The sequence below is a fragment of the Saprospira grandis DSM 2844 genome, assembly GCF_000275825.1.
Classification (GTDB): Bacteria; Bacteroidota; Bacteroidia; order Chitinophagales; family Saprospiraceae; genus Saprospira; species Saprospira grandis_A.
In genome coordinates, this window is record NZ_JH719942.1 from 772408 (window position 1) to 790080 (window position 17673).

General features: G+C 47.6%; 14 protein-coding genes. 5 read left to right on the forward strand and 9 right to left on the reverse strand.

Features of this window, described 5'->3' with window-relative positions; all coding sequences use genetic code 11:
• The first annotated feature begins 338 nt into the window (after positions 1-338).
• A complete protein-coding gene (gene rseP / locus SAPGRDRAFT_RS03630) occupies positions 339-1679 on the forward strand; it encodes an RIP metalloprotease RseP (RefSeq protein ID WP_002657268.1) in 1341 nt (446 codons plus the stop codon).
• Between the two features lie 5 nt (positions 1680-1684).
• Complete coding sequence (locus tag SAPGRDRAFT_RS03635) at positions 1685-2335, forward strand: tetratricopeptide repeat protein (RefSeq protein WP_002657271.1); 651 nt, start codon at positions 1685-1687, stop codon at positions 2333-2335.
• A 284-nt stretch (positions 2336-2619) separates the two neighbouring features.
• On the opposite strand, the gene SAPGRDRAFT_RS03645 is transcribed toward SAPGRDRAFT_RS03635, so the two are convergent.
• A complete protein-coding gene (locus SAPGRDRAFT_RS03645) occupies positions 2620-3825 on the reverse strand; it encodes a GTP-binding protein (RefSeq protein ID WP_002657272.1) in 1206 nt (401 codons plus the stop codon).
• A gap of 385 nt (positions 3826-4210) precedes the next feature.
• Here SAPGRDRAFT_RS03645 and SAPGRDRAFT_RS03650 point away from each other — a divergent pair, with 385 nt between their 5' ends.
• Both SAPGRDRAFT_RS03650 and SAPGRDRAFT_RS23745 read left to right on the forward strand, forming a co-directional pair.
• A complete protein-coding gene (locus tag SAPGRDRAFT_RS03650; RefSeq protein ID WP_002657273.1) occupies positions 4211-4525 on the forward strand; it encodes a YbjQ family protein in 315 nt (104 codons plus the stop codon).
• A gap of 3 nt (positions 4526-4528) precedes the next feature.
• Complete coding sequence (locus SAPGRDRAFT_RS23745; protein ID WP_002657274.1) at positions 4529-4651, forward strand: hypothetical protein; 123 nt, start codon at positions 4529-4531, stop codon at positions 4649-4651.
• Between the two features lie 2 nt (positions 4652-4653).
• Here SAPGRDRAFT_RS23745 and SAPGRDRAFT_RS03655 read toward each other — a convergent pair whose 3' ends face one another.
• The 8 genes from SAPGRDRAFT_RS03655 to SAPGRDRAFT_RS03700 form a co-directional block, all read right to left on the reverse strand.
• Entirely contained in the window at positions 4654-5799 is a 1146-nt protein-coding gene (locus SAPGRDRAFT_RS03655) for a vWA domain-containing protein (protein ID WP_002657275.1), read from the reverse strand.
• 6 nt (positions 5800-5805) lie between these two features.
• A complete protein-coding gene (locus tag SAPGRDRAFT_RS03660) occupies positions 5806-6780 on the reverse strand; it encodes a toxin-antitoxin system YwqK family antitoxin (RefSeq protein ID WP_002657277.1) in 975 nt (324 codons plus the stop codon).
• Between the two features lie 224 nt (positions 6781-7004).
• Positions 7005-7751, reverse strand: a complete 747-nt coding sequence (locus SAPGRDRAFT_RS03665; RefSeq protein ID WP_002657279.1) for a hypothetical protein — start codon at positions 7749-7751, stop codon at positions 7005-7007.
• Positions 7752-7760: 9 nt separating this feature from the next.
• Positions 7761-8429, reverse strand: a complete 669-nt coding sequence (locus SAPGRDRAFT_RS03670; RefSeq protein ID WP_002657280.1) for a VTC domain-containing protein — start codon at positions 8427-8429, stop codon at positions 7761-7763.
• Positions 8430-8696: 267 nt separating this feature from the next.
• On the reverse strand, positions 8697-9395 hold the full coding sequence (locus SAPGRDRAFT_RS03680; protein WP_037349805.1) for a DUF4956 domain-containing protein: 699 nt from the start codon (positions 9393-9395) through the stop codon (positions 8697-8699).
• A complete protein-coding gene (locus SAPGRDRAFT_RS03685; protein ID WP_002657285.1) occupies positions 9388-10272 on the reverse strand; it encodes a mechanosensitive ion channel family protein in 885 nt (294 codons plus the stop codon). The genes SAPGRDRAFT_RS03680 and SAPGRDRAFT_RS03685 overlap by 8 nt, the downstream gene beginning before the upstream one ends.
• A gap of 316 nt (positions 10273-10588) precedes the next feature.
• Positions 10589-12124, reverse strand: coding sequence for an SUMF1/EgtB/PvdO family nonheme iron enzyme (locus SAPGRDRAFT_RS03695; protein WP_002657287.1), 1536 nt, complete (start codon positions 12122-12124; stop codon positions 10589-10591).
• 60 nt (positions 12125-12184) lie between these two features.
• Positions 12185-13189 carry a PorP/SprF family type IX secretion system membrane protein gene (locus tag SAPGRDRAFT_RS03700; protein WP_002657288.1) on the reverse strand — a complete coding sequence of 335 codons (1005 nt, stop codon included), beginning with the start codon at positions 13187-13189 and terminating at the stop codon, positions 12185-12187.
• A 317-nt stretch (positions 13190-13506) separates the two neighbouring features.
• Between SAPGRDRAFT_RS03700 and porU the strand changes: the two genes are divergently transcribed.
• Positions 13507-17397, forward strand: coding sequence for a type IX secretion system sortase PorU (porU, locus tag SAPGRDRAFT_RS03710; protein ID WP_002657289.1), 3891 nt, complete (start codon positions 13507-13509; stop codon positions 17395-17397).
• Positions 17398-17673 lie beyond the last annotated feature (276 nt).

Sequence of the window (17673 nt, forward strand, 5' to 3'; positions counted from 1 at the left end):
AAGCGCCCGCAGGCCACAACAAGGCTGCAAGCCGCAGTTCGACGACCAAAGGGAGTAACCGCCGACGAGCGCAGCGAGGCGGAGGCCCCAAATTAGCCGCATATCCCTTCATAAACAAATAGTTAGGCCCTATTCAGGGTAGATAAGAGGAGGCAAAAAAGGGGTAAAGCCTCCACCTTTGGAAGTTTTTAACAGGGCCAAGGGCTAATCTGACAAACTTTTAGTAAGTTTGCGAAGTTAAATTGACTTGAAACAAAGCCCAATGAATAATTTTTATTCCTTGGCGCATACCTTATAATAGGGAGCTTTTGGCTCCACCACCTTTTATCATTTCATATATGGAATATCTGATTGTCGCAATACAATTTATCCTTAGTTTATCCATTTTGGTCACCTTGCATGAGTTTGGCCATTTTTTGCCAGCTCGTTGGTTTGGCATGCGTGTAGAAAAGTTCTATCTCTTTTTTGATCCTTGGTTTGCGCTTTTCAAGACGCAGCGAGGCGAAACAGAATGGGGTGTGGGATGGCTGCCTTTGGGGGGCTATGTAAAAATTGCGGGCATGATTGACGAGAGCATGGACACCGAGCAGCTCAATCAGCCACCACAAGAGTGGGAATTTCGTTCTAAGCCAGCTTGGCAGCGTTTGGTTGTGATGCTGGGCGGAGTTACCGTCAATTTCATTCTAGGGTTCTTCATTTTTGGGATGTTGCTTTGGGTTTATGGCGAGAAAAAGCTGCCTGCAGACAATGTTCGCTATGGGGTTGCCGTGATGGAATTGGGCCAAGAAATGGGCTTAAAAACTGGCGATAAGATTCTTAAGGTGGGCAATAAAGAGCTCGACTATTTTACCTCTGGGGTGGTCTTGCAAGAGATTGTCATCAATATGGCCAAGAGCTTGGAGGTAGAGCGGGAAGGCGCTAGAATTGAGCTGAATATTCCCGATAGCACCGCTGGCAAACTGGCCTCAAACAAGGCGGGCTTTATGGAAATCCGGGTACCTATGGTGGCAGGAGACTTTAGTAAGGAGTCTACAGCAAAGACCGCAGGCATGGAAAAAGGAGACTCTATCATTGCCTGTAATGGGATGGAGGTGCACTTTTTTGATGAATTTGTTCGGGAAGTACAGCGGCAGAAAGATCAGGAATTGAGCATTACGGTTATTCGCTCGGGCAAAGACAAGCCTCTTGTGCTCAAAGTAACGCCTAATGAAGATGGAAAAGTGGGGGTTGCTCCTTTTGGTCCTGATCGTTATATGGAATTTGAAACCATTAAGCATGGGCCTTTGACGGCCTTCCCCCTAGGGGTACAAAAAGGTTGGAACTTCCTCTACTCGAACATTAAGGCTATGGGCCAAATGGTTACGGGCAGTGGTCATGTGAAAGCCACAGAAAGCTTGGGTGGCTTTATCTCTATCGCCAAATTATTTCCAACAGAATGGCAATGGGAGCGCTTCTGGTACATGACCGCCGTACTTTCGCTCATTTTGGGCTTTATGAATCTTTTGCCTATTCCCGCTTTGGATGGTGGACATGCCGTCTTTTTGTTGATAGAAATCATCATGCGCCGCCCGGTGCCACAACAAGTAATGGAAAAGGCTCAGGTAGTGGGCTTTATTTTGCTCATTAGCCTATTATTATTTGCCAACGGTATGGACTTTATTCGTTGGTTTAAAGGATAATACAGATGGAAGAGAAGGTCCTGCAAAAATACCTGGAGAAGCTACTCCAAATACAAGCTCGCCCAACTCATTTTGGCGAGCAGGACTTTCGCATTGCCCTGAGCGAGCTCAATTTGACCGCAGAGGAGAAAAAGGCCTTGGAGCAAGAATTTGAGCAGCGTTTTAAGTTGGGCAGCAACTATTATCAGGCAAAAAACTACGATAAAGCCATAGCGCAATTGGAGACGGCCAAGGCCATTGAGCCCTATCATTTGGCTTGTCATTTATTGCTAACCGATGCCTATAAATTGCGTTATTTGGCCGAGCATAAGCCAGCTGATTATGAGCGGAGCTTGGCCCTTTGCCAAGAGGGCTTGCGGCTACAATCGCATAATCCCTTTTTCTCTGGCGTAGAGACGGCGATCGAAAAATACCAGCAGGGCCGGCATCAGCTGCGTTGGGCGATGCTCGGGCTTTTTCCCTTGGCGGGCCTATTGTTGGCGGGCCTCTATTTTGGGGCACAGGCCAATTTATCTAGCTCGGCATTGCTGGCGATGACCCTTGGGTTTAGCCTTTTCGTAGCGGCCTTTTCGGCCTCCTTCTACTGGCATTATGCCAAGCGCAAAAAGGCCTTAAAGCGGGAGCGCATTTCGCTAAAATTTGTTCCTAAAAAATAAAACAGATCCCTTTACTTTTCTAGTGAAGGGATTTTTTTTGGGGCCCGCGGCCGCCCCAAAAGGGCGGGCGGCCGCCGCTAGGCTTCGCGGCTCGCAGGTCTGCTCGGCCCTGCGTTTTTTTTCGCTGCGCTCAAAAAAACTGGGTCTGGCCTTCGGCCACCGCTGCGCAGCGCTGGGCCATTTGGCCTTCGGCCAAGGCAGGCAAGCTGCCTATATTGGGCCATAAAAAAGCGCCCCTCCCCTCTTTTGGGCAGAAGCGCACAATCAAAAAACCAAAAAACTATCTATGAAAATCTTGGGAAAGGGTCAGTGGCGTAAAACTCGCCATCTTTCCAAGCTTGGATCTCTTCTTCGGTACAAAGGCAAGCGATCAGCTCCTTGCGATAAGTAGGAACATCTAGGTCTAGGCCAATAAAGACCAATTCATTGAGGCGGTCATCAAAGGGAGCGTTCCAGCGGGCCATCAGTGTTTCTTTATGGGCCTGAAAAACGGGATGTTCGTCTAGTTCTTCTTGCGTAAAACTACCCCACCAGTAGCCAGCCAAATCGGCTCTTAAGCTACCCCCTGCTTGCGACCAATTGAGGGCCAGTTTGGGCCGGCTAGCAATCCAAAACATTCCTTTAGAGCGCAGAATATCTTTGGGAAACTCTTGGCTGAGCCAGTTCCAGAAGCGTTCGGGATGAAAGGGCCGAGGATCTCTAAAAACGAAAGAGCCAATGCCGTACTCTTCAGATTCTGGATGGTGTTCTCCTTGCAGCTCTTGGATCCAGGCAGCAGATTGGGCGGCCTCTTCATAGTCAAAGCTATGGGTATTGATCAGCTCCTTGAGGTCCACCTTAGACTCTTGCGTAGCCATAATTTTGGCCCCAGCATTAAACTTGCGCAAGAGGTGGATCAACTGCTCCTTTTCCTCTTCAGTGACCAAATCTGTTTTATTGAGTAGAATCAGATTGGCAAACTCGATTTGTTCGGTGAGTAGATTAACGATAGGACGAGTATCGCTAAGGTCATCGGTAAGTTGGCGATCGACGATATTGTCGGCGCTAGAAAAATCTTGAAGAAAGCGGCTAGCGTCTACCACGGTCACCATACAATCTAGGCGACAAAGGGAGCGCAGCTCTTCATTGCCCTCAATGCCTTCTAGGCTAAAGGTTTGGGCCAGAGGAACGGGCTCGCTAATGCCCGTACTTTCAATCAGGAGATAATCAAAATCTCCAGTTTTGGCTAGGGCTGTAGCTTCTATAATTAGATCTTCGCGGAGGGTGCAGCAAATGCAGCCATTGCTCAGCTCAATCATTTTTTCTTCTGTTTGCCTAAGGGCTTGGCCCTGCTTAATAAGGCGAGCATCAATATTGAGCTCGGCCATATCATTAACGATGAGCGCCACCTTTAGGCCCTCTTGATTTTCTAGAATATGCTTGAGCAAAGTGGTTTTTCCTGCGCCCAAGAAACCACTAAGAATCGTTACGCCCAACTGCTGTTCTGCCATTTTTTTTCTTTATAAATATGCAACAATGATGCAAATATAAGTAAAGGCAGTCAATAAAATGCAACACTGTTGCATTTTATTGACTGTAGGCATTTAATTTGGGGACCGAAGGCAGATTTAGTTGGCGGCTGGCGGGCTAATTCTAGCCTTTGGGGTTCCTTTATACTGGGCGAAGCCCAGAACGGCTGAGGGATAGGCAAGGGTGGCCCGCAGGGCCAGACCGAGCAAAAATGCTTCGCATTTTTGTGAAGGGCCGAGCGAACAGCGAGCCCTGAGATAGCCCGACCTGAGCGTAGCGAGGGGCAGCCCCTACTAAAAAATGGGTTTAAAAAGAGAAAGTCTAAATAGAAAGCTGTAATTTGGGAAGAAATTTAACTCCTCCACTATGATTATATCGAATACAGAAGGGCTAGCTGGCCGAGAGATCCAAGAAGTTTTGGGTTTGGTTCGGGGCAGTACGGTTAGGGCTCGGAATCTGGGTCGTGATTTTTTTGCTGGCCTCAAGAACATTGTTGGAGGCGAGATAGAAGAGTACACTAAGCTACAGGCGGATGCCAGAGAGCAGGCCTTGCAGCGGATGATTCAGGATGCGGAGAATTTGGGGGCGGATGCGGTAGTGAATGTACGTTTTACGAGTTCAACTATTTCTCAGGGGGCTTCTGAGGTATTGGCCTATGGAACGGCTGTAAAATTAGGATAAAAGATGCAGATTGTATTTGTGATTTATGGGGGGACCACCCTCTGCATATTGATTTTGATTGCCTATTTTTGGTCATTGAAGATCAATAAGCGTAAAAAGGAGAACTTTGAGGAGCGGGATAATTAGTCTTATTTGGGGCTAATTCCTTCTTGATTGAGCCAATGGTGAATATCTTTTTTCTCTAGGGCTGCGGCAATCAGGCGAGGAAACTGTTGGGGAGTGCAAGCAAAAGCTGGGCTACCCAATTGGGCAAATTTTTGGGCCATATCTCGATCGTAGATGGGGGCACCTTGGTCATTTAGGGCGAGTAGCGAGATGAGCTGCACGCCTGTTTTTTTGAGTTGGGCCAGCCTTTGGAGCAGGGCTTGGCTATCGCCACCTTCATAGAGGTCGCTAATGAGGACTATGGTTGTATTTTGGGGAGATCGGATAGACTTTTGGGCATAAGCTAGGGCCTTATTGATATCGGTTCCGCCGCCCAATTGGGTACCAAAAAGGAGGTCTACGGGTTCTTGCATATAGGCGCTAAGGTCGACCACCTCGGTATCAAAGACAATCATTTGGGAGCGCAGAGCGGGCAAAGAGGCGAGCACAGCGCCAAAAATGGAGCTATAGACCAGCGAGCTGCCCATAGAGCCACTTTGGTCTACACAAAGAATAATTTCTTTAAGGGATTGGCCTTTTTTGCCAGAGCCAATAAGGCGTTCGGGCACTACTGTTTTGTAGCTTTGTTGATAATGCTTAAGGTTGAGGCGGATTGTTCGTAGCCAATCGATTTCGTTATGTCGGGGTCTACGATTGCGGACCGAGCGGTTCAGGGCGCCTTTTACGGCTTGGCGCAGGGGATTTTCGAGTTTTCTTTTGAGTTCTTCAACTACTTTTTGGACCAGCAGGCGGGCGGTTTCTCTTGTTTTTTCGGGAATCACCTTATTGAGAGAAAGCAAAGTGCTGAGTAGCTCCACATTGGGTTCTAGAGACTCCAGCAATTCGGGTTCTAGCAGCATTTCTTCTAGGCCGAGGCGGTCGAAGGCATCTTTTTGCATAATTTGGACTAGGGGGGCGGGAAAATACGTTCGGATATCGCCCAGCCAGCGATTCAGTTGGGGCGAAGAATCGCCGAGGCCAGCCTGTCCGTCATTTTGGTTATAGAGTGCCCCTAGGCATTGGTCCATAGCGCTGGCCTCTGCGGAGAGCTCGGTTTTATCTTCTGGATTTTCGGCTGCTTTGCCAAGGAGCAAGCGCCATTTTTGGATACTGCTAAAATCTTCTTGCATAGGGAATTAGGGCATTTCGGTAGTTCTTAGGCGGCCATTATCGTAGTATTCTGTTTTCATGACATTGCCTTGTTTATCCCAGTAGATCCAGCTGCCATGACGAGTTTGCGACCAGCGGTGGATACTGAGGGAGGCGGGCATATTAGATTTCCCTTGATATTTGAGTTGGCCATTACTCCAGTAGCTTTTGACCAAGATCGCTTTTTCGTCTTGCATTTCTACGATTTCTCGGACCAACTGTCCGGACTCGCTCCATTCCTTATACTCTCCACTCATTACATTATTGATCGAGAAGAACTGTCGTTGCGGAGAGCCATTGGGGAACCAAGAGCGGTAGCTACCGTGTACTCGGGTTTCCTTCATCATGACATCCTCTTCTTTTTGGCCATTGGCATACCAGCGTTTGACGCGGCCGTATTGGTCGCCATTACGATAAGGAATTTGAGATTTCATTTGGCCATTGGCGTACCATTCTACATCCATGGTTTTGCCTTCGCCCAGCAATTGGGTTTCAAAATACTTGCGGCCTTCTTTATCCCAGAGCGTTCTTGCGCCAATAGGTCGGCAATCGATATACTCTACTTCTTCGGCTTTTTTTCCATTTTTGTGCCATCGCTGCATACTTCCGCTAGGGCAGCCGCCCTGATAGCTCACACTTGCTTTCTTATCTCCAGAGCCATAGAAAAAGGTCCATTGGCCTTCTCTTGCGTTATAGTCTTCTTCTAAGGCGCTGCGCTTTGATTTTTTGCAGACCTCAATAGTTTTAGAAATTCCACGGCCATTATAGCTGCCTTCGGCCTCTTTATTTCCATTTTCATAATAATACTCCCAACGACCCAGCTTTTTATTGTTGGCATTGAGCTGCCCTTTGGACTTAAGCTGACCGTTGGGCCATTGTTCCTTTACTTCTCTTTGTGCCTGAAGGACAGAAAAGTTGGCACAAAGAAGAATGCTGCAAAATGAATATATAAAATAATGCATATACTTGTTTGTAGAAAGTTAGAGCAGATATTGCCGCAAAGTTACACTTTTAGATCTGAAAAATATATCGTATAAGTAGAATTATATTTATAATGCAAGTAGTTCTAAATTAAGTAAATGAGGTTACTTTTAGTGGTCTGAGGACGCTTATTATATAAGGTACACTTTTCTATTCTATTTTTTAAGGTAAATCTATTTCCAGCCCCCTATCTTGTCACTATCTACTACTTTTTAGTAGGAATTTTCAATCCTAATTGCTTTCTGATCGCCTCTTCGGCATGATAAAAATGTAAATAATCGCCAAACCAGCGCTTGGGGCGTATTTTTGGAGCGTGCACCATAGCCACATTCTTTTTGGGGTCAACCATCAGAATGCCTACTCCCCTAGCCTTGCAAATCTTAATCAGATTATCTTGCAATCTAAAGTCAATCATTTCAAAGGAGTCATTGGATAAAGACAACCATTGTTCGTTGGCGGGGTATTGAAATACCTGATGAATAACCTTCATTTCTTGATATTTGTGGCTATTTCTAAAAATGTAGGCATAAAGTGCAGAAGCTCCTAAAAATACACCCAAAGGGATCATAAAGCGAATCCAGAAAGACTCTTCGGTCATTCGCCAAACAAAAAACATGACCCCAGACAAAATGGTAAATAGCAAACCATGCCAAAGGCTATCTTTTACCCAAAGCTTATCTATTCGATACGGCTTTAAGGCCTTTAGTGTTTTATGCGATTTGGCCTCCATAGACACCACATAGGCTTTGGTTTTACTCATAGGGTAGGCCAAAAGCCCATCGGCTCGCTTCATGCCGTACTTGTGCTTGGTCCGTTCTTCCAGATTAGAGTAAAGCTCTTTGGGCCGTTTTTGGGTCTTGTAATAATGCTCCAAATAGGCCTGGGCAGCCTTTTGCACCTCCAGTTCAATCAAACGGTCTTCTTTGGGGATTCTCTTTTTTTTCTTTGCCATAACTTATTTTTAAAAGCGGTAGCATTGCTGCACAGCCTGTATATATTTTGAGTTTTTGCTTAGTCTAAAGGGAATTTGCTGGGCCAACTCTTCGGCTAAGGTGGCCTCTTCTGGCCCATATTTAAGTTCTAGAATTAACCCTTTTAGGGGCTGCCTCCCCTTGGGCTGCCAATAGGAACTAGGCCAAATCGCTGCCGCAGCTTGTTGGCTGTCTAAGGTCAGGCGCAAGCGCCCACCCAAAGCCGAATAATACTGCCGATAGTAGCAATTATAGACCTTGGGGGCCCAAGTATAGCCCTTTTGCAAACTATGTTCGAGTAGGGCGGCTAATTGCATTTTTGGCGAGTTAACATCCAAGTTAGGCAGCTGCCAAATATGCTTTCGACCCAATTCTCCCGTTTTTTGCTTTAGCTCCAAACGAGCCGGCTGCCAAGCATTTTGCCAAGGCCCATAAAAACGCAAACGATACTTGTAACGCTGACTGCTGCCCGCCAAATTGGCCCGATAACAATGCCAATTTATGCTATCAAAATAAATATTATGCAACCAACGAGGGGCATGATGTCTCCGCCAAGCAAAAGGCAGTTGCCGCAGCAAAACCTCTATTTCTGCTGGCCGATACCCTAAAACTACATACTTGCGCTCGTATCGCCAAGTCGTTTGCTCTTTTAAAGACATTCAGGTACTTTTATATTTTTTGGGGGCCTCCGCAGCAAAGCTGCGGCGGTTACTCCCTTCGGTCGTCGAAGACGAACTAAAGTTCTTGTTGTCGTTTCGGGGCTGGCTATTACTTGCTTCGCTGCGTCGGCTCCCGTTGGTCGGGTCGATCGGCCCTTCAGCGCTAAGCGCTTCGGTCTGGCCTTCGGCCACCCCTGCACATCGGTTACTCCCTTTGGTCGTCGAACTGCGGCTTGCAGCCTTGTTGTGGCCGGCCCTAAGCCAATACTAAAGTGGCAAATCTGTTTGGGCCACCACCAAAAAGCTCGTATTCGCCGAAAGCGCTTGCAGCGCTTTTTGGGCCGCTTGCAGTTGGGCCGTTTCGCAAGCAGGCAAAGAAAAAGAGAGCTCTAGGCCCATCCCCTCTCCTAGGGCATCCATTCTGCGGAGCTGCAATTTTGGTCCCAATATTTTTTTTAAACTTTGCTCTATCAAAAGGGGCTCTTCCAAATCGGTGCGGAGCTCCAGATACAGTGCGCCCTCTTTTTGGTAGTAGGCGGCGGGCCGCATCCAGTAATTGGCCAAAATGGCCAGGCTCAGAAAGCCAAATAAAATGAGGGCCAAAAAGGGCTGATTGGCCCCAGCCGCTAGGCCCAAGCCAATCACAATAAACAAATAACTCAGCTCTTCGGGCTCCTTAATTGCTGCTCGAAAGCGCACAATAGAGAGTGCGCCCACCAAACCCAAGGAAAGCGTCAAAGAAGATTTGACAATGAGCATGACGAGCATAGTGGTTAGGGCCAAGGGCATAAAATTGGCGGCAAAGCGTTTGCGGTTGGCCAAAGCTCGGCCATAGCGGACATAAATGGCCGCCAGCAGCCAGCTCAGTAGGGTCACCAACAATAAATTGATCACTAAATCAATAGGGTGAATACTATGGAGCAGATCTTGGCCATATAGCTGCAGTCTTTCGTATAAACTATTCATGTTCTTGCTGTCCGCCTTTTTGCTGCACCACCGCATCTACCGCTAAGCGATATTCTGAACTAGGCTTAAAATTTACATCCATCTGAGCAAATGGAATCTCGATTCCGGCCTTATCAAAGGCTTTTTTGAGGTATTCCTCCATATAGAATAGGGTTTCCCAATAGTCATCGGCTTTGGCCCAAACCCAAACCTCTAAATCTACAGAAGAGGCCCCTAGGGCCAAAACATTTACTTGATGTTGATAGGCTTTATCGGAAACGGCAAAGGGGCAGCCAGCAATTACTTCTCGGGCCACTCGGCGGGCTTGGTCAATATCTGCCGAATAGCTAATGCCCACGGGGGCAGAAACCCGGATAATTCCGGCTGCTGAAATATTTTCTAGGGCCTCATCGGTTAGTAATTTATTGGGGATGACGATACGGCGATGGTCCAAAGTTTCTAGGATGGTATTAAAAATCTGAATTTCCTTTACTCGGCCCATATAATCGCCAGCACGGACCATATCGCCGGTGCGGAAGGGTTTAAAAATCAGGATGAGGATACCGCTAGAAATATTGCTTAAGCTGCCTTGTAGGGCCAAACCTACGGCAAAACCAATGGAGGCTAAAACCGCCACAAAAGAGGTGGTTTCTACCCCCACAATATCCACAACCGAAATGGCCAACAGAATTTTGAGGGCCACCGAAACTAGGCTAATAATAAAGGGGCGGAGGTCTTTATCAAAATCATTCTTTTTCAGCAGATTGTTAATCAGCTTCATTCCTTGGCCAATAATTTTGAGGCCAAAATAGAGCAAGGCAAGGGCGAGCATTAGCCGAGGCGCATACTCCATAATCATATTAAAGAGGTTGGTCAGCAGCGCTTGATAGTCAATCATAGGAAAAAAAATTTAGGGGGCTAATCAATTATTTTGGTAGCTCAAAAATACAAGAATTGCATTAGAACCTTGTTTTATAGGCTGGCTTTTTCTTCTTCTGTCCTGCTTTGGGCCGATCTTTTTTGGGCGAAGAAGAGGGATGAATGGCCTAGCGATGTGCAGCAGTGGCCCAAAGGGCCAGACCAAGGCCGTCAGGCCGCAGGGCCGAGCGAACAGCGAGCTGTGAAACGTAGCGCCCGCCGAAGGCGGGAGGCCCCAAAAAATAAAAAAGGTCCAACTCTAAAAAGAATTGGACCTTAGGGTAAGTGAGCAGAGCTTAGAACTTACGTTTTGTGCGTTTTTTGCGCGTTTTGATTTGGTTTCCACCTTTGAAGCGGTTACCAGAGGGAGAACCCACGCGGAGCATAGAGCAGCGGAAACCGATAGTAGCAGAGGCCTTATCTTCGTCTAGGAAGCGGCGTTGGCCGGGAGAGAGCCAGTAGGCGCGATCGGCCCAAGAGCCACCTTTATAAACACGGGCCTTATCAGAGATAAGAGAGTGCTTGCCAAACTGGTACATATGTTTAGTTTCGTTATTGAGTTTAGAGTCGCCATAATTTAGGCGAGACTCGATATCGCCATCACCGTAGTTAATTACATTAGACTTGGTAAAGTTGCGGCGGTCTTTAATCTCATTATCGTCTAGCGGCTTATACTTTAGGCGGCCGATGCTATCTACACCAACGGGAGTACCGTTGCTATTGCGTTCTACCTGAGTAAAGACGTTACCACGGAAGCTATTCAGCTCGTTATTATCTTCTAGGGTAAGTGAAGTAGTGGGACGATAAACGTCTCGCACCCATTCGTTTACATTACCCGCCATATTGTACAGGCCAAAATCATTGGGTACAAAAGAGCGGACGGGGGCGGTAATACTTGCATTATCGTTTAGAGCGCCAGACATACCCATATAGTCACCACGGCCACGTTTAAAGTTAGCTACGATAGCGCCTTGGTAGCGGCCATGTTGAGGGTAGCGAACGGTAGTTCCGTCCCAGGGGTAGATACGGCGGTCAGTAATATTTTCGTCGCGGGCGGCACTTTGGTTACCCAAAAGAGCGAGGGCGGCAAACTCCCATTGTGCCTCGGTGGGCAGTTGATATTCGGGAAGCATGATACCATCTTCAAAGCGGACGGCACGTTCCTCGCCGGTAGCGGGATTTACGGCAGGTTTGGGGCCGGGTTGTGCTTGATAGATACCTGAGAGGTAAGAGCCCGTGCTAAAGGTATTTTCTCCTTGTTGGCCTTCAATAGAAGTAGGATCAATTTTACCTTGTTCGATGAGTAGCATCTCATTCACACGGTCCGAGCGCCATTTACAGAATTCGTTAGCTTGCAACCAAGTAACACCAACCACGGGATAATCCTCATAGGCGGGGTGGCGCAAGTAGTTTTCTACATAAGGTGTATTATAAGAAAGTTCATCTAGCCATGCTAGGGTATCGGGTAGGGCCTGCATATGCACTTGCGGCATAGAGGGGTACACTCGGCGGAGGTAGTAGAGGTACTCCAACCAATCGATATTGGTCACCTCGGTTTCATCCATATAGAAACTAGCCAATGATTGACGGCGAGGGGCAGCTCGGTAGTCTTTCATGACATCTTCTTCGGTTTGCCCCATATTGAAGGTACCCCCTTCAATAAGAACGAGATTAGGTCCAGTAATCTGGCCTTTATAGTTAGGGAGTTTTTCAAAACCACCCCATTCTTGCGAGTTATATCCCCAGCCGGTAGACTGAGAGCGCTGTTCGCGTTTGCAAGCAGTTGTAGCTAGTAAGAGGCCAGCCAAACTAAGCAGCAATAGTTTTTTCATGCTAAGCAAGGTTTTTTTTTCTGAACAAAAGGCGAAAACAAATTTATAAAAAAAAGCAGACTACCTAAACATTTTTAGACAATCGTTATAGTCTATGCGTTTTTTATCGGATGCTAGGTTAATAATCAGCGAGACTTCATGGGCGCCTCCAGAGGCATTGGCAAGACCGGAGAGCGTCCAATCATAGCTATAAGCTATTTTAATTGGCCCTTGCTGAACGCCAAGCATAAAAATAACGGCATCGGCATTAGAAAAAGTATGTCTAAACCAAATTCCCCCTAAAAAAATATCATATTGACTTTGGGCGCCAAGGTTTAGCTGCTTAAAATCACGCTGTTGGCTATATAAAATACTGGGCGAGATATAGGCGGCTTTTCTGATTTTTTTTCCTGTTGAAAGTGGAATTTGCCCCCCAAAGTGCAATGTATAGCGAATGGGTAAGGTGGCGGCCACCTCATTTAGCGACAAATAGCTTTCGCTAGGGGCGTTGATATGCTTAATCGAGAAGCCCCCATAAAAGTAAGGCATTTGATACAAAACTCCTGCCCCAAAATCCATATAGCTCAAATTATTGGCGCCCCGGGCTTCTTGGGTCGCATTGGTATTGCCCGAGCCATCTACCGAACCCGTGGCGGGGTCTAGCTGGTCCAAAAAGACCAGTTCATCCCAATTTAGGCGCTTATTGATAAACTGCCCCTCTAGACCCATCCGCAGCCGACTATTTTCGGCCAAATAGAGTGAATAGGTATAGTGCAGACCAATTTGCGTGCTAGCATAAATGCCATTGCCCGCCACATCGGCCAGAACCGAGGCCCCAAAACCACTATTTTGCTTGCTAAAAAACTGGCTGTAAGAAGCCGCATAACTCACATAAGCCTGCGAAATGCTTGGCCATTGGTTTCTATAATTCAAATGAAATACGGGCGCATCTTCCAAACCCGTCAAAGCGGGATTGAGCTGCAAGGGGGCCGCATAAAACTGGCTAAATACAGGATCTTGCGCCCTCAAAGGAGCCCAACTAAGAAGAAATAAACAAAGCGTAAAGAGAGGATAAAACTTGAGCATGCCAACACTTTTTTAAGTCGAGACGTTATTTTGATTGAGTCGTTTAGCCTACAAACTAAACGCTATTTTTCTATCTTTCGATTTTTTGGGGCTTTCCCTTCGGTCGCCAAGAATGGCCCAAGGGCCTTCTTGGCGCCTCGGGTCGCTATGTTTCGGGGCTCGCAGGTCTGCTCGGCCCATCGGCGGCTATGCCGCCTTGGTCTGGCCTTCGGCCACCCCTTCACAGCGCTAAGCCAAAGCAGCTTTCCTGCTTTAAGAAACGGCCCAAAATACAAAAGCGTACATTCTCATCTAACATTCATCTAGACTTTTACAGCATGCCTAACTCCTCTTTTTCTATTCTGCCCCTCTTTTTACTCTTAGCGAGTTCATTGTTTGGGCAAAACTTAACGCCTGTTCAAATACAGCTAAATTGGAGCCCCAGCTTCAAATCTGCAGATGCTCAGTTGCCACAACAAAAGTACCCCCATTTTGAGGGGGCCGTCTATGATGAGAACGAAATGCTGCCTTATTGGACCTATAGCCTTCGGCTGCGACAAACTAACCAAATTCAAGCCGAATTACAAGGGGCCATTTATGAACCCCTAGCCGTGCCAACCAACTGGCGCCCCCAACTGCCCGAACAAATCCAAACAGAACAATTATTTGAACGCGGACGCCCCCTGGCCCAAATTAAAGTTTTACCTATTCGCTATAATAGTAATAGCGGACAGTATGAGAAGTTAGTGCAAGCGGAGCTAAAAATTAGCCTCTCGCCTAGCCCCTCTCCGCTCGCTCGAAAATCTGTTGTGCATCCGGTCCAACAATCCACCCTAGCTAGTGGCCAAATTTATAAACTGGCCGTAAGCGAATCGGGCCTCTATAAAATTAGTCGCCAAGACCTAAGCGCCATGGGCTGGGAGCCCAACAGCATTAACCCTCAGCAAATTCAAATCTTTGGCAATGGCGGCCAAATGGTCCCAGAAATCATTGGCGATGCCCAAATGATTGACGACCTCCAAGAATTAGCCATCTGGGTAGAAGGCGAACAAGATGGCCAATTTGATGAAAATGATTTTGTGCTATTTTATGCCCAAGGCCCCAGAAATTGGCAGTACCAAAGCAGTACAAACCGCTATCAACATCAACAAAATATCTATAGCGATCAAGCCTGCTATTTTATTAAGGTAAATAGCGCAAATGGCCGCCGTATCAGTAGCCGAAATAATGGCAGCAATCCAGACTACAGTAGCAGCAGCTATGATGCCCTGGCCCATTATGAAACCGATGAAATTGCACTCATGGAGGATGTTATTGCCCTGCCGCCCAGTGGCCGCCTCTGGCTTGGCGCCCCCTTCCAAATTAGCCGAAGCCAAGATTTTAGTTTCGATATTCCCAACCGCCTTCCCAATGAAGAGCTGGCCGTTCAATCTAGCTTTTTGGCCCGCCTCATTAGCGGAACGGGTAGTGGCAGCCTAATCATCTCTGAAGGCAACCAAAGCAGACAAACCGGAACCCTAGGCACCGTCAGTAGCTATGTTTATGCACTTTATGCCCAAACACTTAATCAGAGCTTTAGTTTTGTTCCCGCTAGCAACGGAAGTATTAGCCTCAATTATCAGTTCAATCACCCTAGCTCTGGCGCAGAAGCTTGGCTAGATTATATCAGCCTGCAAGCCCGCGCAAATCTCCGCTACGAAAACACCCCCCTCTTTTTTAGAGATAGCCGCAGCCTTGGCGCCAATCAGGCCCAATATCAAATTGAAAATGCAGGCGCCAATCTCCAACTTTGGGACCTCACAGAATGGGGAAATATCAAGGCCCAAAACGTTAACCAAACAGGCAGCAATATCAGCTTTGTCGCCCCAGCCGATACCCTCCGAGAGTTTGTCCTCTTTCAGGCCGACAATATTGGCGCGCCTAGCCTTATTGGCCCTCTAGACAATCAGAATTTACATAATATTACCCAAGCCCCTCAATTACTCATTATTCATCATCCCGATTTTGCTAGCGAAGCCCAACGCCTAGCCCAACACCGCCAAGAACATAGCGGCATCACTAGCCTAGCCGTAGATATCAACCAAATTTATAATGAGTTTTCTTCTGGCCAACAAGATGCTACCGCCCTGCGCAATTTCTGCCGCATGCTCTACGAACGCTCTAACGGCAACGATAGCCTGCGCTACCTCCTCCTCTTTGGCGATGGTAGCTTCGACCCCAAGGGCCTAAGCAAAAAACGAACAGAACATCTCAATTTTGTGCCCAGCTACCAAACCCCCAACACCCTAGAGCCCCTGCGTACCTACACCTCCGATGACTTCTTTGCCCTTTTGGACCTAGGCGAAGGCAACCCCAATGCCAATCAAGCACTAGATATTGGTGTAGGCCGACTGCCCGCCGCTAGCCTCCTTGAAGCAACAACTATGGTCAATAAAATTATTGATTATGATACAAATCCATCAACACAGCAAGATTGGCGCAACCGCCTGACCTTTTGGGCCGATGATCAGGATAATAATATCCATATCAATGATGCCGATAATATTGCCCAAACCGTAGCCGCCAATCATCCTAGCTATAATATCAATAAGATTTATTTGGATGCCTACCAACAACAAAGTACCTCCGGCGGTAGCCGATACCCCGATGTTAATGCCAGTATTCTTCAAGATTTATTCAAAGGAACCCTGGTAGTCAATTATCTGGGCCATGGAGGCTGGGACGGACTCGCTCAAGAGCGAACCTTTACCCTCAGCGAAATTCAACAAATAAATAATCCCCAAAAATTACCCCTCTTTGTTACCGCCACCTGCTCTTTCGCCCCCTTCGATGACCCCAATAATCTTTGTGCAGGCGAACAGCTGATCCTCAAGCCCGATGCCGGCGCTATTGCCCTGCTCACAACGGTCCGTGTGGTCCTCGCCGATGCCAACCAACACCTTACCGCCAATACCTTTGACCAACTATTTTCACCCATCGGCAACCGTATGCCCACCCTAGGAGAAGTCCTCCAAAGAGCCAAAAATAATAGCGGCATCCTTAGCGCATCTAACTCTAGAAAATATGTGCTCCTCGGCGACCCCTCGATGACCCTAGCCTACCCCCAAATGCAAGTAGCCACCACTAGCATCAACGGACAAGCCCCCAGCGGCGCCGATAGTATCAGCGCCCTGCAGTTGGTCCAAATTGAAGGAGAAGTACAAGACCAAAACGGACAATTACTCTCCAATTTTAACGGCACCCTCTACCCCACCGTCTTCGATAAGGCCGATACCGCTAAAACCCGTGCAAATGACAGCGATAGCCAAATCCGTAACTTTATCCTCCAAAAAAAGGTGATCTTTAAAGGAAGAGCCAGCGTGACAAATGGCCGCTTTAGCTTCTCTTTTATGGTCCCTAGAGATATCAATTATAGCTTGGGCTATGGCAAAATATCTTATTATGCCGAAGATGGCCAGAGCATAGACGCTAGCGGCCAATACAACGGCATTGTGGTGGGTGGAACCAACCCCAATGCCGCCGAAGATAACGAGCCCCCAACAGTTAAGGTCTATATGAATGACCTCAATTTTGCCAAGGGCGGAGTCACTGACCGCAACCCCCTTTTGCTGGTCCAATTAGAAGACGATAACGGCATCAATACCGTAGGCAATGGCATCGGCCACGACCTCACCGGCATCCTGAGCTATACCATCGACGAACAAACTTATACCTATAATCTCAATGAGTTTTATCAGGCCGAGCAAGACGATTTCCGCAAAGGAAGCATAGAATACCCCCTAAGCAATCTGCCCGAAGGCCTGCATCAGGTCCAAGTGAAGGCTTGGGACGTATATAATAATATGGGCCAAGGCGAAACGGAGTTTGTGGTGGCCGATAATGCCCAAATGGCCCTCAATAATATTCTCAATTATCCCAACCCCTTTACGGATCATACCGAGTTTATGTTTGAACACAATTTGCCCAGCCAAGAACTAGAGGTGATGGTCCAAATTTATACGGTTTCTGGCAAATTGGTCAAAACAATCCAACAACCCATTAGCGCCGCCGAAAATACCGGCTACCGCATCGATGGCATCCACTGGGATGGCCGCGACGACTTTGGCGACCAACTGGCCCGAGGGGTCTATATCTATAAACTCAGCCTGAAGGCCGAAAGCCTGTCTGCAGAGGATGAAACAGAAATCAAACAAGAAGCTAGCTTCCAAAAATTAGTGCTATTAAAATAATTTTTTGGGGCTGTCCCGCCCTGCGGGCGGGTCGCTACGCTCTGCAGCTCGCAGGTCTGCTCGGCCCTGCGCCGCCTGCGGCGGCTGGGTCTGGCCTAACGGCCACTGCGGCGCATCGCTCATCCAAGAAAGGCGCCCTAGGGCGCCGAGCAGGCAGGCCTAAAGCCTGCCTGCGCCTTGGTCCAAAATGCTAGAAATAGCGCTTAAAGTGGCTCAGGCCCAAGTTTGTCCAGTTTTTTTAACAAAACTCAAAGATTTAGCCCTATTTTTAGGCGC